Here is a 24693-nt window from a genome sequence, read left to right as displayed (position 1 = left end):
TAATTATCGAATTAAAGAATGATCATACTCGGTGTTGATCCGGGAACAATTGTAACCGGCTACGGATTAATTGAATACACCAATAATAAATTCAGAAGAATTGCTCACGGAATTATTCGACTGCCTTCCTCCAAATCGCTTACACAAAAACTTGAAATAATTTACAATGAACTGGACAAACTTCTCAAACTTTACAAACCGGATGAATTTGTTATTGAAACAGCTTTCTACGGAAAAAATGTTCAATCAGTTTTAAAGATCGGTTACGCACGTGGAGTTTCATTACTCGCAGCAATTCACAACAATGTTCCGACCAACGAATATTCACCGCGTGAAGTAAAGAAAGCAGTTGTTGGGAAAGGAGCTGCATCAAAGCAGCAGGTAAATTATATGGTGATGACAATTTTAAACTCAAAGAAGATTAAATTTAAACCTGACGAAAGTGATGCTCTTGCAATTGCTCTCTGCCATGCTTTCAGATTAAAAGCACCGACTTTCAAAAAAAGCAAAAGCTGGAAAGAATTTATCGAGGTAAATCCGGATCGGATAATAAAATGATAGGGTATCTAACAGGAAAAATAATTGCTGCAAAACCAACTCAAATTTTACTTGACGTAAACGGAGTTGGCTACGAAGTAAGAATTTCAATCAACACTTTTGAAAGAATCAGTGGGAAGGAATCCGTTTCTCTTTTCATTTACACCAATGTTAAGGAAGATGCAATTATTCTGTTTGGATTCTATTCCGAAGCAGAAAAAGAAATGTTTGAATTGCTGATTTCTATTAACGGCGTTGGACCAAAATCTGCACTAAGTTTACTATCGGGAATTTCAACTGATGATTTGAAGCAAGCTATTATTACAAGTAATGTTGAAAGAATGATTGCTGTTCCGGGAATAGGAAGGAAAACCGCCGAGAGGTTAATACTCGAGCTGAAGAATAAAGTGAGAGATATCAAAGAAGAAGGAATTGTGCCTGCAAAACCAAGTCTGCAAAAAGAAGCAGTTGCAGCACTAACTACACTTGGTTATAATCTTGCTTCATCCGAAAAAGCTGTCAATAAAATATTATCTGAATTACCGGATTGCAGTCTGGAAGAATTGATAAAAAAATCTTTGAAGGAATTGAATAAATAATTCGTGAACCTGTCCGCCTTTGGCGGATTCGTGGCTAAATAACCGTACAAGAAAGCATCGCAATTTCTCCAAGCTTTGCTTCTAACCTATCCCCTCTGTTTACTCTGCTGACACCGGCTGGTGTTCCTGTAAAAATCAAATCTCCCTTTTCGAGAGTCATTACTGAAGAAATATATTCAACAATTTCTGCGGGCTTAAAAAGCATACTTTTCAAAGTATCACTTTGTTTGATGACTCCATTTACTTTCAACTCAAGTTTTTCATCTGCTTTTAGTTGACAATCTTTCTTCAATACAAAATCTGAAATGGCCGCAGAAGTATCAAAGCATTTTGCAAGTGTCCACGGATGACCTTTTTTCTTCAGTCCATCTTGAACATCACGAAGGGTCATATCAAGACCGACTCCGTATCCGATGATTGCTTTTTCTGACTGAGCTTTACTTGCTTTTTTAACTGTCTCTCCAATTAAAAGCACAAGTTCAACTTCGTGATGAAGTTCGTTTCCATAATCCGGATGAATAATTTGCTCGCCGGAATAAATCAATCCAGATGCGGGTTTGAGAAACAATACCGGCTTTTCCGGAATCTCATTGCCAAGTTCTTTGGCGTGTTCAGCATAGTTTCTGCCAACGCAAATAATTTTACCAATTGTGAATTCTTCTTTTGAGTTTTTGACACGTGCTGTTTTCATGTTTTTTGTTTTTTCTTTGTTGCCGCAGGAAAAAGAATATTATTTAATATCAACCTGTAACCGGGAGAATTTTTGTAGAGATTGAGATCAGTCGGCGGATCACCGACAGCATGCTGATAATCTTCAGGATCGTGACCACCGTAGAATGTGAAAGTTCCTCTTCCAAAATTTCCGTGAATGTATTTAACCTGGTCGGTTCCTTTTCTTTCAGCAAGAATTGTTGTAGAATTTTTTATTGTGTTTCTTCTGAACATTGATGTCTGTCCCATAAATCCGCGGATAATATTTGCGTGACACTGTGTAAGCATTGTCGGTACTGGATCATATTTAGCTGAGAACTCAAACAAAGTAAAGTAATCGTTTTCAAAATTTCCAACTTCAATCGGCTGAATATCAATGTCGCTGTATTCATAAACGTATGGGTTCGTCTCAAGCCTGAAGTTTGTAAATGCTAGTGTATTGTCAAAATTCAACTTGTCCTGTGCATTCGGATCAGCTGCATCGCCGTCGTACATCTGTTCACAGATATCAACGCCAACTGCAGAAAGTGCGATGTCGTACGAATCAGTCGCAGAGCACATCGCAAAAAGAAATCCACCTTTTCCTACATAATTCTTTATGTCAACGGCGACTGCTCTCATCATCTCGGATACTTTTTTAAATCCGTTCTGTTTTGCATTTTGTTCATATAGAAGCTGCTGATCAATGTACCATTGAGCATTTGCAAAGCTTGCATAAAACTTTCCGTACTGACCCGTAAAATCTTCGTGATGAAGATGAAGCCAATCGTAATTATCCAGATCGCCTTTCAATATTTCGTCATTCCAGATTTTATCATAAGGAACCTGTGCATATTCCAGTGCAAGAGTAACTGCATCATCCCACGGCTGAAATCCCGGTGGAACATAAACCGCAACCTTTGGAGCTTTCTCAAGTCTTACAACATCCATATTGTTCTCTTCGCTTTGCACGAACGAGTAAATCTCGGTTGCCTGAGAAAGTGAAACCGTTTCAAATGCTACATTATTCACTCTGCATTCAGCAGCAAGCTCTTCACTGAAATCAATAAGGAAAGAACCTCCTTTGTAGTTGAGAAGCCAATCAGCTTTATAAGCTTTTGTTAATGCACGGTAAGTTATCCCGTAAGCCTTTAAGTGGTCAGTTTGGCTTAAATCCATGTTGATGAGGATTTTGGATTGGGGAAAAATTATTGTTACCAGGAGGAAAAAGAAAAGTGCTGTTTTTAAAATGGTTCTGTTCATAGTGCTAATGTATTGGGAATTGCTCAATTGCTTTATTGTTTTATTGCTCAAAACAATATAACAATGCAACAATAAAACATTTTTTTAAGCTGACTTCTTCTCCGCTTTAATGAAAATTGGCTCGTCACCTTTTTCAACGACATCACTCGTAATCACACATTTACTAACATCCTTGCGATTAGGAAGTTCATACATAATATCCAGCATAAAATCTTCAACTATTGAACGAAGTGCACGAGCACCTGTTTTCTTTATCATTGCTTTTTCAACAATTGCATTCAAAGCGAACTTGTCAAATTCAAGCTCCACGTTTTCCATCAAGAACAATTTTTTATACTGTTTTAGAATTGCATTTTTAGGATCGGTTAAAATACTTCTCATAGCTTCTTCATTTAGATGATGAAGTGGTGCTACAACAGGTATTCTTCCAATCAGTTCGGGAATCAATCCGTACTTAAGTAAATCTTCGGGTTGAATGAACTTGAGCAGTTCTTCTTCTTCACTTTTATCTTTTACATCTCTGGCAAAGCCCATTTTATTTTTATTGATCCTTGCGGCGATGATCTTATCAATTCCATCAAATGCACCGCCAAGAATGAAAAGGATATTCTTTGTGTTGACATTTATCAAACTCTGCTCTGGATGCTTTCTTCCTCCTTTTGGGGGAACTCCCGCAACTGTTCCTTCAAGTATTTTTAATAGTGCTTGCTGAACTCCTTCACCGGAAACGTCACGAGTAATTGATGTGCTTTCGCTCTTCCGGGCAATCTTATCTATTTCATCTATGTAAACAATTCCCTTTTGTGCTCTATCAAGATTGTAATCTGCTGCTTGAAGTAAATGCACAAGAACTGTTTCAACATCGTCACCAACATAGCCTGCTTCCGTTAATGTTGTTGCATCCGCTATTGCAAAAGGAACATCAAGAATTTTTGCGAGTGTCTGTGCAAGTAAAGTTTTACCAACACCCGTTGGACCGATCAGCATAATATTGCTCTTTTCAATTTCAACATCTTCAAGCTCAAAGAATGTTGATTTCAAACTTATTCTTTTGTAATGATTGTAAACGGCAACAGATAATACTTTCTTTGCTCTGTCCTGTCCTATCACATATTCATCAAGCTGCTTCTTAATTGATTCGGGAGTATGCGGATATTTTTCTTTTTTGTTGGTTCCTTGATACGTTGCCAGGTTGTTCTTCAAAATATCTACACTGCTTGCAATACAGATATCGCAAATGTAAACGTCAGGTCCTGCGATCATACCACCAACTTCATGACCTTCTCTTCCGCAGAAAGAACACTTAACAATTTTCTGTCCTTGTTTTTTATTCATTTATGTACCGGGTTTATTCTGTAATAATAAAATCTGTGCTCTTGCATCATCAGTATAAATTGATTTTGGATAATCAGCTAAAAGCTTCTGATAATATTCTTCCGCTTTGCTGAAATTTTTAATTCCATACTGGTTGATTTTTGCGAGCAAATATACTGCTTTGTCAGCATAAATATTTTTTTCGCCTTCGGCTGAAACTCCTTCGAGAACTGTAATGGCTTCAGTGAAATTGTCGACAGCAATGAGCATTTCGCCATATTTTATTGATGAAATAGTATGAAGAACAAATGCCTGCTTATTATCTGCCAGCTTTTTATAAATTTCTGACGCTTCTATAAACTTCTTCTGTTCTGCTAGAAACTCAGCCTGAGCATAAGTTACTAGATTAGACGAATCATTCATCTGAGGGTTCAATAAAAGCAGAAGTTCAAGCGCGTCGTTGGCTGAATTATCTTTAAGATTCATTACAACTTTGGATAAGTTCCTTTTCGCTTCTTCAAAATCTCCCTGGTAAAAATTCACTTTTGCCAGTTTATAAGTTGCTTTATTTTTTTGTTCATCATTTGCATTCATCAATTTGAATAAATGATTGAAATCTTTTTCTGCTTCATCCAGATTGCCTTCGATGATTGCAATATTGCCTAGTTCAAGATATGCATCTGCTGAATTTTTAGACAGCGGCGCCTCTTTTACAATCGTATCGAGTAGTTTCTTTGCATCATCATAATCATTTAAAAGATAAAATTTTATCACAGCACTTCTGAGCAGACTTTCATAAGACGGTTCTGAATGTTTATAAAGATCAATGACAGCATTAAATGCTTTTAGAACTTCATCTGTCTGAGCTGATTCAAATTTCAGGATTGGAAAATATGTTTTCCATACCGGGATGGTTTTCTCATATTCCTGAAATAGCGAAGCTTCAAGCGCACGCGCATAACCGAGCGAAGCCTGTGAATTTATTGGTGAATCGGGATAATCATCTGTGATTTTCTTAAACACTTCAGCAGCTAGTTTGTATTGCTTTTCAGATAACATCTGTCGCGCAAAATTGTACAGTTCTTTTCCTTTGCTTGATTGTGCTTCGTCAATAGATTGATAAATATCGTAAGCTTTCTGATAATTTTTCTTTTCTGAATATAGTCTTGCAAGAATAAATGAATAGCTGAGATTATTTTTATCAGAGCAATCCTCAATTCCTTTTATCATTGCATCAAGTGCGCCGGGTCTGTTAATAGTTTCAAAAATTTTCGCTTCAACGACTTGACGTTGTGCTGGCTGAGTAGCAAGAATCAGACAATATTCTCGCGCAGCTTTTTCAAATTGCATTGTTAATGAATATAAGTGTGCAAGATCGAAAGAATAAACCAGTTTATCTTCCGAGGTATTTTTCCCTTTTTCGTACAAGTCGATTGCTATTTCGAACGCTCTTCTTTCAAGAACATAATTACCTACTACTCTGTAAAAAACTGGATTAACATTGCCGGATTTAAAAGGCTGGTTCCAAACTTCAACCGCTTTTTCTTCATTTCCCATTAAGTAATATGTTGAGCCAAGCATTCCGTACGCTTCGATATCGTCAGGTCTTTGCTTTATTCTTTCATCGAGAATATTTACAAGTGCCGCATAATTTTTTAGCTGGGTATAAATCCTGTAAAGTGCATTAATGTACTGAGAGTTTGCGGGATCGGATTGATACAATTCTTCATAAATCTTCACTGCGGAATTGTAATCCCCGATCTGTTCATAGCTTTGTGCAAGTGAAAACTTTTGTTCGTTCCGCTGCTGAGCCTGCAGTGAAACCGCAAGTAATACTAATATTATTATCGCAATTTTCAATTTCATACTGATGCAAAATAAGAATTTATTGCCCGCTTTCAAGGTCAATTTAGGGTTTATAATTGAAGCATTTTGGAAATAAGGCACGAACCTTCCTTTGAAAATTCAACTCAATATTAAGCTGTTTTTAAGTATTTTTGATGCCAATGAAAAAGGTTTTTGTACTCGGTTCAACAGGCTCGATTGGTATTAACTGTCTAAATGTTATCAGCAATCTCAGGAATGATTTTGAAGTTGCCGCGTTAAGTGTAAACTCTAACACCGAATTACTTCTTGAACAAATAAAAATTTACAAACCCAAAGTAGTTGTCGTTAGAGATGAAAAAGCCGCAAAAAATATTTCGTCTAAAATTCCGATAGGATGCGAATTATTAATTGGGGAGGATGGATTAATCAAAGCTGCTGTTGAAGCTGAATACGATATTTTTATGGGAGCGATGGTTGGATTTGCAGGATTAGCTCCAACTATTGAAGCTGTGAAAAGAGGAAAACGGATTGCGCTTGCTAACAAAGAAACTCTTGTTGTTGCCGGTGAAATTGTAACTGATCTCTGTAGAGCAAATGGTTCTGAAATTATTCCCGTTGATTCAGAGCACAGTGCGATTTACCAATGTTTGATTGGCGAAAATTTAAATGAAGTCGAAAAATTAATTCTTACTGCTTCCGGTGGACCTTTCCGTAATAAGGATAAGTCTTTCTTTGAGAATGCAACAGTTGATGAAGCACTGAATCATCCCAATTGGAAAATGGGAAGCAAGATTACAATTGATTCAGCTACAATGATGAATAAAGGTCTTGAAGTTATTGAAGCACACTGGTTATTCGGATTGCCGGCAGACAAGATTGAGGTTGTAATTCATCCACAGTCGATTATACATTCGATGGTTCAGTTTGTTGATGGCTCAATGAAGGCACAGCTTGGCTTGCCGGATATGAAGCTGCCGATTCAGTATGCGCTAACTTTCCCGGAAAGGATGCAGAATAGTTTTGAAAGAACCGATTTGCCGTCAATCAGCTCACTGACTTTTTTTGAGCCGGACTTGACAAAATTTGAATGCCTGAAACTTGCCTTCGAAGTTTTAAATTCTGGAGGAACAGCGCCTTGCATTATGAATGCTGCAAACGAGGTGGCAGTAAGTAAATTTTTACAAAAAGAAATAAAGTTCTCACATATTCCCTTGTTAATAAACAAAGCTTTGGATAAAGTTGAGAATAATTTATCACCCGATTTGGGAACGATATTTGAATGTGACAGAGTCACCAGAGAATATGTGATGAAGCTAACCTGAAGTTAGCAAACCCGATGCCTGATACCAGATACCGGATTATTTCCAAAATTAATTTGTGCATCCGGGATCAGGTATCCGGTATCTTTATTGAATTTATTCAATCTTAAAATTGTTCTGTTAAATTTTTAATAAGAAAATGGAGTTACTTTTTTAATGGATTATATAATTTATTTTGCGATTACAATCGGAATACTTGTTTTTATTCACGAGCTTGGACATTTTCTCGCCGCAAAAATGACCGGAATGCGTGCGGATGTTTTCGCAATTGGATTCGGGAAAAGACTTTTCGGCTATAACAAAAAATCAGGATTCAGCTTTGGAAATCTTCCAAAGGATTTTGATGGTGAAGGAAATACTGATTACCGACTTTCTCTCCTTCCGCTCGGCGGTTATGTTAAAATTGCCGGAATGGTTGATGAAAGCTTCGATACTGAATTTGCAAATAAAGAACCTCAGCCGTACGAATTCCGTTCAAAAAACTTCTGGCAGAAGAGTTTTGTAATAAGTGCCGGTGTTTTGATGAACCTTCTACTTGCAGTTCTCATTTTCTGGGGAGCGAATTTTTTTAAAGGCAAACCTGTTACGCTCACAACAACTGTTGGTTATGTAAGAACTGATAGTCCCGCCGATTCAATTGGTTTTATGAAAGGTGATATCATTCAATCAGTAAACGGTGTATCTGTTGATAACTGGGATGAAATCAGAAATGAAATTTACATTAACTCTATCGGTGAAGATCTTAATGTAAAAGTTTTACGAAGCGGTGCTGAAGTAAACATTTTCGTTCCGCGCAAGATGATACCGGATATCGAAAAACAGGGCGAGATGATTGTCCCAGAAGGATTCAAACCTTACGTTGCTGATGTGATGAAAGATTCACCTGCTGAAAAAGCCGGACTTCTATCCGGTGATATTATCGTTGCGTTGAACGGACAGCCGCTTGGAAGTTCCGCTGAGTTTATTGAGATAGTTTCACAGAAAGCAGGAGTAGAACTGAATGCCGAAATTCTCAGAGGAACAGAAACTCTAAACATCTCAGTTACTCCGGGCGACGATGGAAAAATCGGAATTGCAATCAACGATATCTTTGAGGGAAAATCTGAGTATAAAACTTTTGGATTCTTTGAGTCATTTTATGTTGCAGGAGTTGATCTTGTTAATCTTACTAAAGTAACATTCAGTGTTGCTGGTAAAGTTATTGGCGGACAGGTAGAGTTTGGGAAAGCTTTCGGCGGACCGGTACGCATTGCACAACTTGCAGCCAAATCTGCTGATGTTGGTATTGAGAGTTTCCTTTTCTTCCTTGCAGTGCTAAGTCTGAGTCTTGCAATTATTAATATTCTTCCGTTCCCTGTTCTCGATGGCGGACATCTCTTGATGATAATTATCGAAACAATTGCAAGAAGAGAAATACCCGTTAAAGTTAAAATTGCAATCAACAACACAGGCTTTGTTCTCCTGTTATTGCTGATGGCGTTTATACTTTATAATGATATATTGAGCTTGTAGTTTCGTAGCACAGATTAGTAATCTGTGCTACAATATATTTCCCCACCCATCATTTAATTTAACCTGCTATAAAAATTAATCCGCCGCTCACCGGTTAACTCAATAAGTTTGATCTGTAAAATTAACAAGCCCCGTAAAGCAGACGGGGCTTATTTGTCCCGTTCGAATATGATCGGGACGGATTTATCTTGATTAGCAATAAGATTATATTTGATGAGAAAAGAGAAAAAAATACCTTCAGGTTTACAGGAAAGTTTAAAAGGGCAACAGTCTTCAAAAGAAATGAAATTAAACCGTAAACAATTATACTGGATCAGCCAGATTACCGGCTGGTACTTTTTTGTCGGGATAAATCTGTTCATCATCTCCTCATTCGAAGAAGTAAGCTGGCAGAGAGTTCTGGTGTGGGCTTTTCTCGGCATTCTTGGAATCATATTCACTCACATACTTCGTTCAATAATCCGTAAAAGGAACTGGCTCAATCTTCCGCTCAAAGAAACCATTCCGAGAGTTCTGATCGCAAGTATAATCACTGGAATAATTATTTATGCGCTTGTTCTCGCTGCGAGTTATGTTGCCGGAACATTCAAGCAGGATGAATACAATGTTGCGAGAGTAATTGCGGGAATTACAAACACAGGAATTCTTATTCTTTTATGGAGCCTGATTTACTACGTTGTTCACTATACGGAAAATTACAAGAAGAAAGAGATTGAATCTCTTATCTGGGAAGCCGCAGTCAAAGATTATGAATTGAAAACTCTCAAGTCACAGTTGAATCCTCATTTTATGTTCAATGCAATGAACAGCATCCGTGCATTGATTGAAGAAGATCCCGAATCAGCTAAAGTTGCGATAACAAAACTTTCGAACATACTCCGTTACTCATTGCAGATGGAAAGAATGGAAAGAGTTCCGCTTGAAGACGAAGTTGAAACAGTAAAGAACTATCTCGATCTTGAAAGAATCAGATTCGAAGACAGATTGAAATATAAAATTGATATCGACAGGATCACGAACAAAATTGAAATTCCTCCGATGATGATTCAGACATTGGTGGAGAATGGTATAAAGCACGGAATTGCAAAACGTACCGAAGGCGGTGAAGTTCAGTTGAAATCAAAAATGGTTACTACGTCAAATGGTCCGAAATTAAAAATTGAAATACGAAACAGCGGACACTTCAACGAAGAGCAGTTAAAAAGTTCAAATGGTTTTGGTGTGAGCAACACAAAACACAGACTCAATCTTCTCTTTGGTGATGAAGCACATTTTTCTATTATGAATGAGAATGGGAATACCGTTCTCGCAGAAATTGAAATTCCAACTGTTTCCGGAAGTAATAATTTTAGTTAATTACAGAGGTTATACAATGCTGTCATTCTGAATCCGGCAACAGCCGGATGAAGAATCTCAAGGCTTACAATTTAGAACAAATTTGAGATATTTCGCTTCGCTCAATATGACAAGACGGTAATCTGCGTAATTTTAGTTAATTACAATTAGCTAGTTTTAAATGTTAGAATTCAAATATCATTTAAACAATATATTGACAAACAGGGTCAAGCATAAACAATTAAGAGGGAAATAAAATGAAAGCTTTAATAGTTGACGACGAAAGATTAGCTCGTGCAGAATTAAAACGGCTTCTTACACCTTTCAAAGATCTGCAGGTTGTGGGTGAAGCAGTGAATGCAGAAGATGCACTCGAAAAAATAAACGAACTGAAACCGGATTTGATTTTTCTGGATATCCAGATGCCGGGCAAAACGGGATTTGAACTTCTGGAAGAACTGGACAGTGTACCAATTGTTGTATTTACTACCGCTTACGATGAGTACGCATTAAAAGCTTTTGAGTACAACGCACTCGATTATTTACTAAAACCAATCGAGCCAAAGCGCCTCGAAGAGACCGTCAACAAGTTAATTGAAAAAGGAAGAAAGAAAGCCGCTGTCGAGACCGACAAAGAAATTCTTACTGAAAGCGACCAGGTATTTGTAAAAGATGGTGATCGCTGCTGGTTTGTTAAACTTGAGAAAATCAGACTGCTTGAATCCGAAGGAAATTATGTTCGATTATTTTTTGAAGATAACAAACCACTGATTCTTCGCACACTAAATTATCTTGATGAAAGACTTGACAGTAAAGTGTTCTTCCGTGCAAACAGGAAGCACATTATCAATCTCAAATGGGTGGATTCAATTGAGCCCTGGCTGAACGGCGGCTTGCTCGTTAAATTGAAAGACGGACACAAAGTTGAGGTTAGCAGAAGACAAGCTGTTAAGTTTAAAGATATGTTGAGTCTTTAATGATTTGTCATTCCGGAGGAGCGCAGCGACATCCGGAATCTGCATTTGTCAATGTTTTCTCGATAATTTTTTCTGATTTCATCAGAAAAAAACTCGAAAACCAAACAGCATAAAAGGTTCTCGAGTAATGAAATGTATCGAGAGAACCTTTTAAAACAGTCTTGAAGCAATCTCATTTGCATATGAAGATTGCTTCGTCTCCGCCTTTGGCGGATCCTCGCAATGACAATACAGAAGGCTAATTAAACAACTCCCACGCTAAACCGAACTTGATATTTCTCTCCGGCATTGGGTAATACGGTGTGATGTAGTATTGATTGCCGAACAAATTCTCCCACTGGAAATAAAAAATGAAAACATTCTTTACCTCGCCTGCTAAATTAAAATCGAGTTTGTTGGTGGGATCAACTCCTCCAGCTGGTTGTATATTTCCACCTTCAAATGTATAATAACCTGCAGAAAATTCACCAGTATAATAAAACTTAAATCCTGCTTTTAAATCCAGATTATCATTGAAAAACATATCATTTATATAAAGTCCACCACTGAACTGCCATTCAGGAATACTCCTTGAATATTTAAAGTAATACGAGGTGTTCGTCTCCAGAAGAAGTAACCAAAATTTATATTTTAATAATAATCCTAAACCTTGTGCTTTATTAGTTTGAGTTACTTCCAACGGTACTGGACCATAAAATATTTCGGGCTTATATAAATTATAATCCGTATCATAATACTTGAAGTCAATAAATAAATTGTAATAGTTGAACATTGCCCCAGCTTCAAAGGAACCTGCATCCTGAGAATTATAATTTTCATAACTGGAGGTACCGAGATAAAATTTTAATTTATTAAGTAGTTTATAATTCAAATCTATTCCGATGCCCGATCTTCCAGAATTATAATCTCCAGCAGTTAAACTGTTGTATCTATAAAATGCTGTGGCTTGAAAGTTATCATCAAATAAATATAAAGTAAATAGTCCTCCTATATTAAATATATCTAAAACTATATTTTCATTGTTTTCATCAAATGTAAATCCATTCTGAATTTTTAAATTGTTATCCATATTGGTGTTACTCTCGTAAGATGAAAGCAATTGTAATGAAACAGAACTGATTCTTTGGTAGTAATTAATTTGCCCTCCAAAAACTTTTTCCTCTAAATCCCTTGAAATACTTATACTATCTTGTTCGTCCCTCAATTCATCCAACCCATACCTATAATAAATAGACAAATCCAACTGAGAATCATCAAACGGTTTTGCGAGTGTTCTCAATCCAACATTGTGCTGCGTTATATCGAGCTTTTGGTTTGGTGAGAACACCGGTGCAAAAATCGGATCGTAAAGATCGGCAGTTGGATCTTCGGAGCTTCTCGTGAGACTATCGTAATCAACTCCGCCGTTCAATCCCTGCTGCTTATCAACATAATAATAATACGCTTGAAGATTAATTGAGTTGGACAAAAAATATTTCAACTTTGTGTTGAACTGCCAGAGACTCAAATCGGTATTCTCGTAAGTTTCATCTTTTGATCGGTTAGTTAACTGGAAAGAATAATTCCATCTCTTCGCAACCATCGCAGAAAACTTTCCGTCAATCATTGCTTCACCGTCAGGTCCTTCATAATATCTTATTCGTGCATACGGCTGAGGCGGAATGAAATCTTTGGTTATAAAGTTTACTGTAACAGGATTGTTGTACGGTCCGTATAAAAATCCCCGCGGCGAAGGGACAATTTCTACCGAGTCAATATTTTCACTCTGGATAAGATTGAGGTCAAGCGAGTTAGTGAACCGGTTATTCCAGAAAACTCCATCCTGCAAATAGCTTATCCCGCTGCTGCCGACACCATATATAAAAGTTTCATTTGGATAACCGACAAACCCAAAATCTTTTATAAAATTCAGACTAAACGACCGAAGCAAATCTCCGGTGTACCGGTAATTCTCAAACAAAAATGTTCTTTTACTGATGATTGTACTCACATCAGTCAAAGGCATTCCCTGGATTGGAGCTAGAGTATCAGCCTTGACTTTGGTAGTGACTATTGTATCCAAAACCGCTGTTGTATCATTTATTTCAACAAAATTTGTATCCGAAACGGTCTGGTTGTTCTGATTTAATAACGAATCAACTTCCTGCGGAAAGGTAAAAACTGAGAAAAGTACGAACGATGAAAGAAGTTTTAACATTAATTGTACTGTCAGAAAAATTTCATTGTTAACATAAACAAAATAGAGAATTATTAAAGAGTAAAAAATCTTCTATGCAATATACCGAAACCTTACCGAAGCCGATTCTCATTCTGAGCCCTATTTACAAGGGTTTGAGCGTAATTAATTTTTTAAAAATAATTTTGTTTCAAATAAATATTAAGTATTTTTCACCCGTAAGTATCATTAACATTTAATCGGAGGGATCAACATGGCTAAATCAATGACGAAGAGTCAAATTATTGCTCATCTTGCTGCAAAGACAAAAACAACAAAAAAAGTTTCGGCTCAGTTCTTGGATGAGCTCGTAAAACTCTCATACAAAGAAGCAAAGAGAGAGTTTGTATTTCCAGGACTTGGAAAGCTTAAAGTCGCTCAGAGAAACCAGAGAATGGGAAGAAATCCCGCCACAGGCGAATCGATTGTAATCCCAGCAAGAAAAGTTTTGAAATTCAGAGTATCAAAAGCTGCCAAGGATGCAATCCTGAAGTAATCAAATGCTTTTTATTTTTTAAAGCGAAGAATAAGCGATTGTTCTTCGCTTTTTTATTTTATATTGATTCTTACGGTTATAAAATCAGTAGGAGTTATTAAAATGAAAAAATATTTTTTACTGGCGATTTTAGTTTTGAATTTGTTTTGGATCTCGTGCAATGTTAATACAGAGAAGAATGAATTAAAATATTTTCCGGTTAATGATTTGAACGGGATAGTTGCTCAGTCAGGAATTCAGCTGGATAAAACAAACTCAAACGATGGCAAAGGCTCAATAAAAATTGAAGCAACTGCACCAGTCATTATTCCTCTCTATATCGTGAATGATGTTCGTGTTGATGACACACAGATTATTTATGAAGCAAAAGTTAAATCAGAATCACTTAATGGGCAGGCTTTACTTGAAATGTGGTGTGTGTTCAGAGACAAAGGTGAATTTTTTTCAAGAGGATTTGATTCTGTTATCTCCGGTACATCAGATTGGAAAACGGTCAGAACAGTTTTCAATTTACAAAAAGGTGAAATGCCGGATCAGATAAAGTTGAATATTATGGTAAACGGTGTTGGTACTGTCTGGATTGATGACATACACTTATCAAAACTATAAACGACTGGTGAGTAAATATGCAAAACCAAAGGTAATGGCTTGCAAAACAAGTTCGCTGTCATTCCGTGCTTGACACGGAATCCAGTAAAAAACTTCTGTAGGATTCCGGTTCTTCGCTTCGCTCGACCGGAATGACAAGCAACGCTTATTTCATAAAAAATTAATTTGGATTAAATTATTCCAAACATCATCACTTTGAAGATTGAGGAAATTTTCCTCTCTTATCATTAACTTTACCCAGCCAATCATAATTAATTGTTCAACTTAATTCCGGTTCAAATGAAAAATATTTTTTATCTCCCAGTAGTAATTTTAATCTTTTTCAGCTGCTCACAGAATCATTCAAACAGAATTACAGATATCATCCAGCCAATAAATCTTGAAGAAGGAATTGAAAAAGAAATCGTCATCAGCGACTTATTTTATGCACCAAATTACAAGCTTACTTTTTCTCCAAATGAAAACCTGGTCTTTGATCACGACACAGTAAATAATATTCTCAAGTTAAAAGCAAAAGATGGTTTTACGGGACTGGATGTTCTGCAATTTACTTATGAGAACCAGCAGTACTATGTCCCTTTCAAAATTCAGCCAAGGAAAAAATATTTGTTTACTTACAAGCCAAAAGGCAAACCAAAACAAGTAAACCTGTTCGGACAGTTTAATAGCTGGGATAGATCGAACCTTCCGATGAGTGATGAAGATAAAAATGGAATTTATGAGATAAGCATTCCTCTCGATCCGGGAAGATATGAATACAAATTTTTTGTTGATAGGAAAGAGCTTATCGATCCGCAAAATCCGGTGAAGGTTCCGAATGGTATGGGCGATTTTAACTCGGTAATAATTATTGATTCTGATGAGGAAGAAAAAATGTATCTGAACTCACTGAATTTTGAATCCGATGAACAGATGAAAAAATATAATTACTATCTCGAAAATCATTCTTCTGAAATTATTAATGAATCGAATATCGTTGCGCTTCTTGATAATCAGTTAATCAATCCGGCTCTAATCAAAATTGACGGCAATAAAATTACTTTGATGTTCCATGATGATATAATTGAAGGTGAAAGATTGATAAGAATTGCTGTCAGGCTGGGCGGAAAGTATTCTAATATTCAATCAACAAAAATTATAGATGGTCAGCCAGTAAATAATGATTCGCCACGGAGCTGGCACGACGCAATAATTTATTCTTTGATGATCGATCGTTTTAATAATGGTGATCCTTCGAATGATAATCCCGTTAAACACGATTCGCTCTTCTCACCTGCCAATTACAATGGTGGTGATCTTCGTGGAATAATCAATAAAATAAACGAAGGATATTTCAACCATCTGGGTGTAAATACTTTCTGGATTTCACCGATTGTTGATAATACAAATAAAGCGTACCGTGAATATCCGCCGCCGCACAGATATTACACAGGTTATCACGGCTACTGGCCTGTTTCGCTACAAGGTGTTGAAGAACATTTCGGTGATTTGAATCTTGCCAAAGAACTGGTAAGCAAATCGCATCAGAATAATATTAAAGTCCTGCTTGATTTTGTTGCAAACCACGTTCACGAGGAGCATCCTTTATGGAAAGAGCATAGAGATTGGTTTGGAGTGCTTGAACTTCCTGACGGAAGAAAAAATCTTCGTCTCTGGGATGAATACCGTTTAACAACGTGGTTTGAACCATATATGCCGTCTTTTGATTATGTCGGTTCAAAAGATGCTCTTGAAACAATGACCGATAACGCAATCTGGTGGCTGAAAGAAACTGATGCTGATGGATTCAGGCACGATGCAGTAAAACATGTTCCAAATGAGTTCTGGAGATTACTAACAAAAAAGATTAAAGAACAAATCGAAGCACCTCGGCAAACCCAGGTTTACCAGATTGGTGAAACTTTCGGCGGATATGATCTTATCAGTTCGTACGTAAGTAACGGACAGCTTAGCTCACAGTTCAATTTTAATTTGTACGATACGGCAATTCCTGTTTTTCTTGATGAAGAAAATTCATTTGAACTGCTTGATAACCAGATGCAAAAAACTTTTCAGGTTTATGGTGTGAATCATTTGATGGGAAACCTTGTCAGCAGTCACGATAAAATCCGTTATTTGGCCTACGCTGATGGCGATCTTCAAATTAATGATGGAAGAGCGAGCGAAATTGCATGGACAAATCCACCGAAAGTCGATAATCCATCAAGTTATGACAAGCTCAAGCTCCATCTTGCATACATTTTAACAATTCCGGGAGTGCCTGTAATTTATTACGGCGATGAAATCGGAATGACCGGTGCTTCCGATCCGGATAACAGACGGATGATGAGATTCGATAACGATTTGAATGAATATGAAAAACAAATGTTCAAAGATGTGAGCAAAGTAATTCATTCACGAAGCGATCATCCGGCACTGCGGCACGGAGATTTTCTCACACTACAGGCAGATGAAAATATTTATGCTTATCTGAGATCAGATATGAATGAAAGAATCCTAGTTATTCTCAATAAGAGTGAAAAAGAACAGCAAGTTAATTTTACACTCCCATCAGTTTACAATATAAAAACTGCTGTTGATATTATTTCAAATGATACAATGCCTGTAAACGAAAACTTACTTTCACTGAAAATTACAGCTATTGGCTATAGGATACTGAAATTAAACTGATGAAAAAGTTTATTGCATTATTGAGGGGAATAAATGTAAGCGGACAGAAGCAAATCAAAATGTCTGAGCTAAAATCTTTGTTCGAAAAAACCGGTTTTCAAGATGTTGAGACTTACATACAAAGCGGTAATGTAATTTTTTCAACTAAAGAAACTTCAACAGAAAAGCTTTCTTTGAAAATATCGTCAGCAATTAAGAAACAATTTGGATTCGATGTTCAGGTAATTGTTGTAACTCCGGAAGAGATTGAACAAGCTCTCAAAAAGAATCCTTTCATTAAGAAGAAAAAAGACACAGATAAACTTTATGTTATTTTTCTTTCTGAAATACCATCTAAAGTCAGTGTTAATAATTTAAATAGGAATGATTACTTACCGGAAGAGTTTGTAATTGATGGGAGTTGTGTCTATTTATTTGTCCCGAATGGCTATGGTAAAGCTAAGTTAAATAATAATTTCTTCGAGAATAAGCTTAAAGTCTTCGGAACAACACGAAATCTGAAAACACTTTATGCGCTGATTGAGTTAACTAAATTGCATTAAATCATTAAAACAGTTTTGTTAACTTTACACACAAAAATTAATTCGGGAATACAATGGCAAAGTTTTCAATTATTTTAGGAATCATACTAATCGCACTTGGACTCATCAGTTACCTCGGAATCAGCAGTGAAAGTATAACCGCACTCATCCCGACATTTCTCGGAATTCCAATTCTGATTTTAGGATATCTCGCACTGAATGAAAAATATTTGAAACACGCGATGCACGGTGCTTTGGTTTTGGTAATTCTTGGATTCGGCGGAACTGTCGGAGGACTGATAAAATTTTTCAGATTGCTCGGCGGTGAAGTATTTGAAAGGCCATCCGCGATAATAGTTCAGGCTATTATGGCTGTGCTGTGTTTGGTGTTCCTGATATTTGCTATAAAATCTTTTATTGATGCAAGAAGGGGAAAAAGTGAATAAAGTAATTTTTTTATTGATAGCTGCATTGCTTGTTGTATCCTGCGGTGAAAAAAAAGAACAAAAACCAAAAAGTGATCTGGAAATAAAAATGAATGCAGTTGCCGAAGGATATGTTAAGCTGGTTCTCGAAGTCGGAAAATACGATCCGAATTTCGTTGATGCATACTATGGTCCTAAAGAATGGAGACCAAAAGAAGAAAATCTTCCATTCGATTCAACTGCAAACACAAAACTAATTAATATAGCTGATTCACTTTTAAATGAGCTTGAACTGCTCAGCGATTATAGTGCTACTGAACTTGAAACGCTTAGATACCGATACCTTTACAAGCAGCTTTTCGCGGTTAAAACTAAAATCATAGTTTTAAATGGTTCAGTACTTCCTTTCGATCTTGAATCAAGGGCTTTTTATGATGTTTCCTCGCCGGAAATAAACGAAGAAGAACTTGAGAACACACTTAATGAACTTGACAAAATTCTCCCGGGGAAAGGAGATGTTGCGGAAAGATTTATTAATCTCAGAAAGAATTTCGAGATCCCTAAAAATAAAATTGATGCGGTTCTTGATGCTGCAATTAAGGAATGTAAAAGCAGAACTAGCAAGTATGTAAATCTTCCTGCAGGCGAAAAATTTAAAGTTGAATATGTAACTCAAAAACCATGGGGAGCTTACAACTGGTATAAAGGAAATCTCTTCAGCGTGATACAAGTGGCAACAGATTTCCCTGTTTATATTGACCGAGCTGTCGGACTTGCAGCACACGAAGGTTATCCCGGACATCACGTATACAATATCCTGCTCGAAAAAAATCTGGTTAAAGATAAAGGCTGGATTGAATACACTGTTTATCCGCTTTATTCTCCTCAATCTCTTATCGCGGAAGGAACGGCTGTTGTTGGTGAAAAACTGCTGTTCCCAGGAGATGAACGAATAAAATTTGAGAAGGAAGTTTTATTCCCAATCGCAAAGCTTGATACAGCAAATGCTTATCTGTACTACAAAGCACTTGAACTTCAGAATAAGCTTGATGGCTCTTCGGTTCTCGCTGCTGAAAAATATCTCAACGAAGATTGGACGAAAGAAGAAACTGTTGCCTGGCTGCAAAGGTATCAATTGATGACGAAAGAAAGAGCCGAGAAATATCTTTCCTTTATTGAAACATACAGAAGCTACGTTGTTACTTACGATATGGGCGAAATATTAATCAACGACTATATGGAAAGAAACGGCGGAACGGAAGACAACCTCGCAAGGAAGTGGGAAATTTTTAATCAACTGATATCAACACCGCAGACACCATCGGGATTGCTTGATTAGTTTAATTTCTGTTTTAGTTTTTCCTCAATTCGGGAGAATGTTGTTTTGTCAAGTGAGACTTCGTTAAAAATTTGTCCGAGTATTTCTTTATCAATTTTGTGAAAATCTTCTTCTCTTGGAGTAACCACAACACCGCCCAAGTCGATTGCCGCGGGACTGATTAATAATTTATCAGGTTCGTTTTTATAGAAAACTTCCGGGCGATGCTTGCTTCTCAAAAAAATGATCACGCTCCAGCCAAACGCTAAATCATACGCACTTACAATATTCAACATTGGTTCTTGAGTATTACTAGAAAGCTTTTCATAAACTTTATAAATCACCCGAAATGTTTTCTCAATTTCCGATTTATCTGTCGATTCAATAAAAATTATTTTTCTTAAGCCATCGTTAATAAATGAAGTAGTTATCAGTTCTTCTTCCTGTACTATACTGCCGCAATCATTTTTCATCTGCTGGATATCATTTTCAATCGGGATGAAATTTTTTGATCCAGCTTGAAAATGAAAATGATCAGGAGCGGATGCGCCGCAAGAAGGGCCGTTGTATATGAGAGAATATTTGGGCGAAAGTAACTTTGTCATTTCCAGCAATTCTCCAAATGCTTTTGAAATCCGCTGAGGTTTATGCTCCACAGAACAAATCGTAAAGTGCTGGGGAAAAATAGGATACGGATTGCACAGCAACATAAAATCATCTGGAAGTAGCAATCCCTTTTGTTCATCCGGAAGATTTTCCACGCACAGAAAACATTTTCTATTCTTTATTGAATCCTCATCAACTTTCGCCGATGTAGATTTTATTCTTTCAAGATTAAACTGCACTTTTATCTTAAACCCTTCGTACCAAAAGGACTTTAAATGAACATTTTTTAGTGCTTCATAATTATTTTTAAGCAGTGTCCAACTTTTTAACTGCGAGTTAAACAAATATTCCGCTGCTGATGAATAGTCATTGTTATCAATAAAGAATTCAATCTGAGAATCGTTCAATATTTTTTCATCAAGTAATTTCATTTCTGCAAATTCCGATTTATTTTCTGACGTAACTGAATTTCCTTGGTACGAAGCGAGTCCTTATGAAAATTATTTGCATTCTGCTTCTCAATTGATAATGAAGCATCAGTATTCCCTTCCCATCTCCGGCAGAGATAGATGGGCTCATAAATTCTGCCAACTTTGTATTGACGCGAGATAGCTAATCCAACAGAATAGTCTTCACCATAACTTACATTAGGAAATTTTATTTCTCTGATAACAGGAGTATAAAATGCGCGGGGCGCACCAAATCCGTTTATTCTTAATGCGTTGTTATGACCGTTGTCATCTGTCCATTCACGATGATCAATCAACCCCGGTGGAATTTCATTCAGATTAAAATCGGTTAGTTTATAACTGCCGATTACCATTGCATAATTTCCTTCATAAAATTTATCAACTATTCTTTGCAATGTATTTTCATCTGAATACAGATCATCACTGTCAAGCTGAACTGCAAACTTTCCGCAGTCAGGATGAACGATTGCTTCATTCCAGCAGCCGCCGATTCCAAGATCAGTTTTCGTGGGAATTACATGAATAACTCTGTCATCACTTTCCGCAATTTTTTTTATTTTCTCGGTTGTGCCGTCAGTAGAATGATTATTAACTACAATAACATTAAAACTGAACTTAGCATTTTGATTCAATGCTGAGTGTATTGCATCTTCAATGGTATTGACTCTGTTTTTAACTGGAATTATAACGGATGCTTCAAAATTAAATTTATTCTTAAAGTTAACTGACTTTTTAATTCCGGGATCAACATATGCACCAATTTCTTTCAAATAATTTGTGAAAACTTTTTCCATTTCTATCTGCACTTCCCTGTTGCGCGGATCAACGTAAGCAAACATATTATTTGCGGATTTTTCATCGTTGACCATATTTACAGAATATAATGGGTTTGCAACTCTGGCTATTTTAGATTGATGAGAAGCTAAAAGTCTTAAATTATACAATCCCGAGTAAAGCAATTCGTTTTGCTGGGTGAATAAATTTTGTAAATGCCTTTTTACTATATCTGTCCTTACTAACGAACAGTAACCAAAATCGAAATCATCTCGGACACTTCCAGGCTGATAATCGATCAGCAGGTGAATAACTAGTTTGCTGTTTTGTTTTACATAATAATCAGAATAAATCCATCCTGAATCTGATCCTTCTGTTTCGGCTATAAAATTTGAAATTGTCTCTTCTGTAATCCCAACCTGCTGGCTTCCATTAATAAAAAATAAATATGGTGCCTCTGCGATTTCAATTATCTGATTGATGACATTACTTCCAAAAGGATGAACAGTATGATAAAGATGTGCAGGTATTTCAAACTTATCTTTTGAAACAACAAATATTTTGTCAATTGAATTAATCTCCGCAAGATCAGATAATAGCTGCTCGGTAACCTCTCTGTTAAACGAAAAGATGACCGCTGATATTTTTCTATTAGCTTTACTCATTCAGGAAATTCTTTCGGCTTCTTCGCCGTAAATTTGAAGAACTCTTTCTGTTATCTTTTCAATATCGAAATTCTTTAAAACTCTTTCTCGGGCATTTTCACCAAATCTGATCCGTGTTTCTTTGGATTCAATTAACAATTTCAATTTTTTCTTGAGATCGTCAGCGTTTTTGTTTTCGAACAGATAAGCTGTTTCTCCATCTACTGCAATATCAAGTACACCATCAGCTCTTGAACAGACGGATGACTTTTTCATTGCCATTGCTTCTACAAGTGCAATACCAAAAGCTTCCGAGTGAGATGGGAAAGCAAATATATCAATAGCAGAAAGTACTTCCGGGGTATCCGAGCGATAACCTGTGAAAATTATATTATTCAGTTTATATTCTTCAGCAAGTCCTTTAATTTTATCAGCATATTCTGATTCACCACGGCTTGGTTCTCCAACAACAAGAAAACGAAGATTGGAATATTCCTTATTTAATTCTTTTGCTGCGAAAAGAAATTCCTCATGGCCTTTACCGGGAGTGAATCTTGCAAGCATTCCAATCACTATTTCATCTTTATTTATATTGAATTCATTTCTTACTTTATGAACATCAACCTTTTCCGGATTAAACTTCTGTATGTCAATTCCATTTGGAATTATAATAACACTATCGGTTTTATAGGGTGTGGTTTCAACAATATTATTTTTAATAACAGTACTGATGGCAAATATTTTTCTTATTCTTCTGTAAAGGAATTTGTGGAGAAAATCTTTTTTAACTATAAATGAACCGACCTGCTTTGTAAGGAATAACGGAATTTTTCTATTAGCTAGTTTCAATGCAGGAACAATAAGCCACAAATCTTTTGAGGCTTGAGTGTGTACGAGACTGTAATTATTTTGTCGTATGAGAAGCGCCAGTCGGATAACAGTAAACGGATGAAAATACCCGCTGGCTTTTACCGGGTGAAGCATTATACCTAAGTTATTCGCTTCAATATGAATGCGTGAGTCTGCTGCACAAACAAGCTCAACTTTGATTTCTCTCTTGAGCAGCTGCTGAATGGAAGTAAGAGTAAACATTTCCATTCCGCCCCAGCTTTTTGATAAGCAGGAATAAAGTATCTTCATTAAAACTTATCAGTAAATTTTTTTCAACTCTGAGTTCTTGAAATAATGTAAAAGTATTTCATCGAAGTTATAACCCATTTCAGCCATAACAGCGGCACCTATCTGGCACATTCCAACTCCGTGTCCCCATCCGGCACCATGCAGAATAAATTTTTCAGGAATGTCTTTCCCAATCTTCTTTACAATAAAAGCAGAACTGTACAAATGAGTTTTTGACAGCAGTCTTCTGATTTCCAGTTCTTTACCAACAGTCAATGTTTTATTTGTCCCGACAATTTTAAGTTTCACTAACCTGGCTGACTCACCTCTTTCGACGGGAATCAAATCAATAATATCTCCAAAATCGATCCCGCTTTTTTGTTTTATGAGTGCTGATAATTCATCTTGCGAGTATTCTACTTTCCATCTGAAAAAATCTTTTGTTTCTCTGTCATAATCAACAAGAATATGAGATAGAATTTTTCGGTCAGATGTATTACAAAAAGAATTTGGTTTTGATTTAATCCATCTCTCTGCATTTGCTTCATCAGAAAAATCAAGATTAAAATTTTCCGGTTCAAATTTGTAATCAACAACTGAAGTTAGATACGGATGAATGACCGGCTCCCATACGTTTTCAAATGATTCAGTTACTCCGCCGCAGCATTTTGAATAACGTGTATCGCATACTTTGCCGCCACTCAGAAGAACAATTCCTTTTGTCTGATCGATAGCAGTAAATGATGCATCGGAAATAATTTTTGTAACTCCCTGGAAACGCTGGCAATGATCATCGGCACAGACATCAAACAAAGTATGGTCTTCCCTGTCATACCATTTTATCATTTCATCTGCAAATTTTAGAGAGGTTTCGTGAGTTTCCTCATCTTCATTTAATTTTTCTGCTCTATCGATCTGTGCAAGCACCCAACTTCTCGCAATTACTGCCTGAGCTTTCAACAATTCAATTGAGCTTTTTGCACTCATTTCGGATGAGATAACGCTTGTGAGATATCTTTCAATAGGAATGTGGTTTATTGCAACAATCTGGTCACCGGATTTTACAAGGAGTAGTGAGTATATGAACCTTTGCTTTTCTTTTCTCTCCCAGTGAAATTTGTTTCCGATAATAACATCACGAAGAAGAAATGATTCGGAAATGGGATCTGCCGGGATAAATTCAATCTGGTTGAAACCTTCTATTTCGTGCTTGCTGCTCTTACAAAATATTCTGTCGTTCTTTATTTCGGCAGTATATATTCCACTGAAAGAATCTTTCGATCCGACGACCTGAAAATCACCGTATAATTCAAACCTAATTTTTTTATCGGTAAGAATACCAACACTTATAAAAGGTTCTTCTTTGTATAACATACAATATTTATGATGCTTGCCTGAGTTAAACTTTTTATTATCCGCACAAAATATAATGAATAGTTTTGTCTGTTGAAGC

General features: G+C 36.5%; 21 protein-coding genes. 12 read left to right on the top strand and 9 right to left on the bottom strand.

The window, feature by feature from the left end; all coding sequences use genetic code 11:
- The first annotated feature begins 18 nt into the window (after window positions 1-18).
- Window positions 19-558: a crossover junction endodeoxyribonuclease RuvC gene (ruvC, locus tag IPM14_02925; protein ID MBK9097073.1), complete on the top strand. Its 540-nt coding sequence runs from the start codon at window positions 19-21 to the stop codon at window positions 556-558.
- Window positions 555-1136, top strand: coding sequence for a Holliday junction branch migration protein RuvA (gene ruvA / locus IPM14_02920; protein MBK9097072.1), 582 nt, complete (start codon window positions 555-557; stop codon window positions 1134-1136). The genes ruvC and ruvA overlap by 4 nt, the downstream gene beginning before the upstream one ends.
- Window positions 1137-1170: 34 nt before the next feature.
- Here ruvA and IPM14_02915 read toward each other — a convergent pair whose 3' ends face one another.
- The 4 genes from IPM14_02915 to IPM14_02900 form a co-directional block, all read right to left on the bottom strand.
- Window positions 1171-1827 carry a fumarylacetoacetate hydrolase family protein gene (locus IPM14_02915; GenBank protein ID MBK9097071.1) on the bottom strand — a complete coding sequence of 219 codons (657 nt, stop codon included), beginning with the start codon at window positions 1825-1827 and terminating at the stop codon, window positions 1171-1173.
- The gene (locus IPM14_02910; GenBank protein MBK9097070.1) at window positions 1824-3089 is read right to left on the bottom strand and encodes an asparagine synthetase B; all 1266 of its coding nucleotides are present in this window, start codon (window positions 3087-3089) and stop codon (window positions 1824-1826) included. Before IPM14_02910 ends, IPM14_02915 begins: the two co-directional genes overlap by 4 nt.
- A gap of 84 nt (window positions 3090-3173) precedes the next feature.
- Window positions 3174-4424: an ATP-dependent Clp protease ATP-binding subunit ClpX gene (clpX, locus tag IPM14_02905; GenBank protein ID MBK9097069.1), complete on the bottom strand. Its 1251-nt coding sequence runs from the start codon at window positions 4422-4424 to the stop codon at window positions 3174-3176.
- Window positions 4425-6269: a tetratricopeptide repeat protein gene (locus IPM14_02900; protein ID MBK9097068.1), complete on the bottom strand. Its 1845-nt coding sequence runs from the start codon at window positions 6267-6269 to the stop codon at window positions 4425-4427.
- 140 nt (window positions 6270-6409) lie between these two features.
- Here IPM14_02900 and IPM14_02895 point away from each other — a divergent pair, with 140 nt between their 5' ends.
- The 4 genes from IPM14_02895 to IPM14_02880 all read left to right on the top strand — a co-directional run bounded on the left by IPM14_02895 (window position 6410) and on the right by IPM14_02880 (window position 11373).
- The gene (locus IPM14_02895) at window positions 6410-7552 is read left to right on the top strand and encodes a 1-deoxy-D-xylulose-5-phosphate reductoisomerase (protein ID MBK9097067.1); all 1143 of its coding nucleotides are present in this window, start codon (window positions 6410-6412) and stop codon (window positions 7550-7552) included.
- Window positions 7553-7705: 153 nt separating this feature from the next.
- Window positions 7706-9061, top strand: coding sequence for an RIP metalloprotease RseP (rseP, locus tag IPM14_02890; GenBank protein MBK9097066.1), 1356 nt, complete (start codon window positions 7706-7708; stop codon window positions 9059-9061).
- Between the two features lie 213 nt (window positions 9062-9274).
- Window positions 9275-10417: a histidine kinase gene (locus tag IPM14_02885; GenBank protein ID MBK9097065.1), complete on the top strand. Its 1143-nt coding sequence runs from the start codon at window positions 9275-9277 to the stop codon at window positions 10415-10417.
- A gap of 236 nt (window positions 10418-10653) precedes the next feature.
- Window positions 10654-11373 carry a response regulator gene (locus IPM14_02880; protein MBK9097064.1) on the top strand — a complete coding sequence of 240 codons (720 nt, stop codon included), beginning with the start codon at window positions 10654-10656 and terminating at the stop codon, window positions 11371-11373.
- Between the two features lie 238 nt (window positions 11374-11611).
- Here IPM14_02880 and IPM14_02875 read toward each other — a convergent pair whose 3' ends face one another.
- The gene (locus IPM14_02875) at window positions 11612-13570 is read right to left on the bottom strand and encodes a TonB-dependent receptor plug domain-containing protein (protein ID MBK9097063.1); all 1959 of its coding nucleotides are present in this window, start codon (window positions 13568-13570) and stop codon (window positions 11612-11614) included.
- A 232-nt stretch (window positions 13571-13802) separates the two neighbouring features.
- Between IPM14_02875 and IPM14_02870 the strand changes: the two genes are divergently transcribed.
- From IPM14_02870 to IPM14_02845, 6 genes are all read left to right on the top strand, one after another.
- Window positions 13803-14084 (top strand): HU family DNA-binding protein, encoded by a 282-nt coding sequence (locus IPM14_02870; protein MBK9097062.1) that lies wholly within the window; start codon window positions 13803-13805, stop codon window positions 14082-14084.
- Between the two features lie 102 nt (window positions 14085-14186).
- A complete protein-coding gene (locus IPM14_02865) occupies window positions 14187-14693 on the top strand; it encodes a hypothetical protein (protein MBK9097061.1) in 507 nt (168 codons plus the stop codon).
- Between the two features lie 279 nt (window positions 14694-14972).
- Complete coding sequence (locus IPM14_02860) at window positions 14973-17363, top strand: alpha-glucosidase C-terminal domain-containing protein (GenBank protein MBK9097060.1); 2391 nt, start codon at window positions 14973-14975, stop codon at window positions 17361-17363.
- Window positions 17363-17905, top strand: coding sequence for a DUF1697 domain-containing protein (locus tag IPM14_02855; protein MBK9097059.1), 543 nt, complete (start codon window positions 17363-17365; stop codon window positions 17903-17905). Before IPM14_02860 ends, IPM14_02855 begins: the two co-directional genes overlap by 1 nt.
- A gap of 53 nt (window positions 17906-17958) precedes the next feature.
- Window positions 17959-18330 (top strand): hypothetical protein, encoded by a 372-nt coding sequence (locus tag IPM14_02850; protein ID MBK9097058.1) that lies wholly within the window; start codon window positions 17959-17961, stop codon window positions 18328-18330.
- Between the two features lie 88 nt (window positions 18331-18418).
- The gene (locus tag IPM14_02845; GenBank protein ID MBK9097057.1) at window positions 18419-19648 is read left to right on the top strand and encodes a hypothetical protein; all 1230 of its coding nucleotides are present in this window, start codon (window positions 18419-18421) and stop codon (window positions 19646-19648) included.
- Here IPM14_02845 and IPM14_02840 read toward each other — a convergent pair.
- The 4 genes from IPM14_02840 to IPM14_02825 are packed head-to-tail and all read right to left on the bottom strand — an operon-like array spanning window position 19645 to window position 24614.
- Window positions 19645-20664 carry a DUF4922 domain-containing protein gene (locus IPM14_02840; protein MBK9097056.1) on the bottom strand — a complete coding sequence of 340 codons (1020 nt, stop codon included), beginning with the start codon at window positions 20662-20664 and terminating at the stop codon, window positions 19645-19647. The genes IPM14_02845 and IPM14_02840 overlap by 4 nt on opposite strands.
- Window positions 20661-22142 (bottom strand): glycosyltransferase family 2 protein, encoded by a 1482-nt coding sequence (locus IPM14_02835; protein MBK9097055.1) that lies wholly within the window; start codon window positions 22140-22142, stop codon window positions 20661-20663. The genes IPM14_02840 and IPM14_02835 overlap by 4 nt, the downstream gene beginning before the upstream one ends.
- On the bottom strand, window positions 22143-23261 hold the full coding sequence (locus IPM14_02830) for a glycosyltransferase family 4 protein (GenBank protein ID MBK9097054.1): 1119 nt from the start codon (window positions 23259-23261) through the stop codon (window positions 22143-22145). It lies immediately after the preceding gene.
- Between the two features lie 9 nt (window positions 23262-23270).
- On the bottom strand, window positions 23271-24614 hold the full coding sequence (locus IPM14_02825) for a SpoIID/LytB domain-containing protein (GenBank protein ID MBK9097053.1): 1344 nt from the start codon (window positions 24612-24614) through the stop codon (window positions 23271-23273).
- Window positions 24615-24693 lie beyond the last annotated feature (79 nt).

This window comes from bacterium (assembly GCA_016716565.1).
In the GTDB taxonomy this organism is placed as follows: domain Bacteria; phylum Bacteroidota; class Ignavibacteria; order Ignavibacteriales; family Ignavibacteriaceae; genus IGN2.
This window is presented reverse-complemented; position numbering and strand designations above follow the sequence as displayed.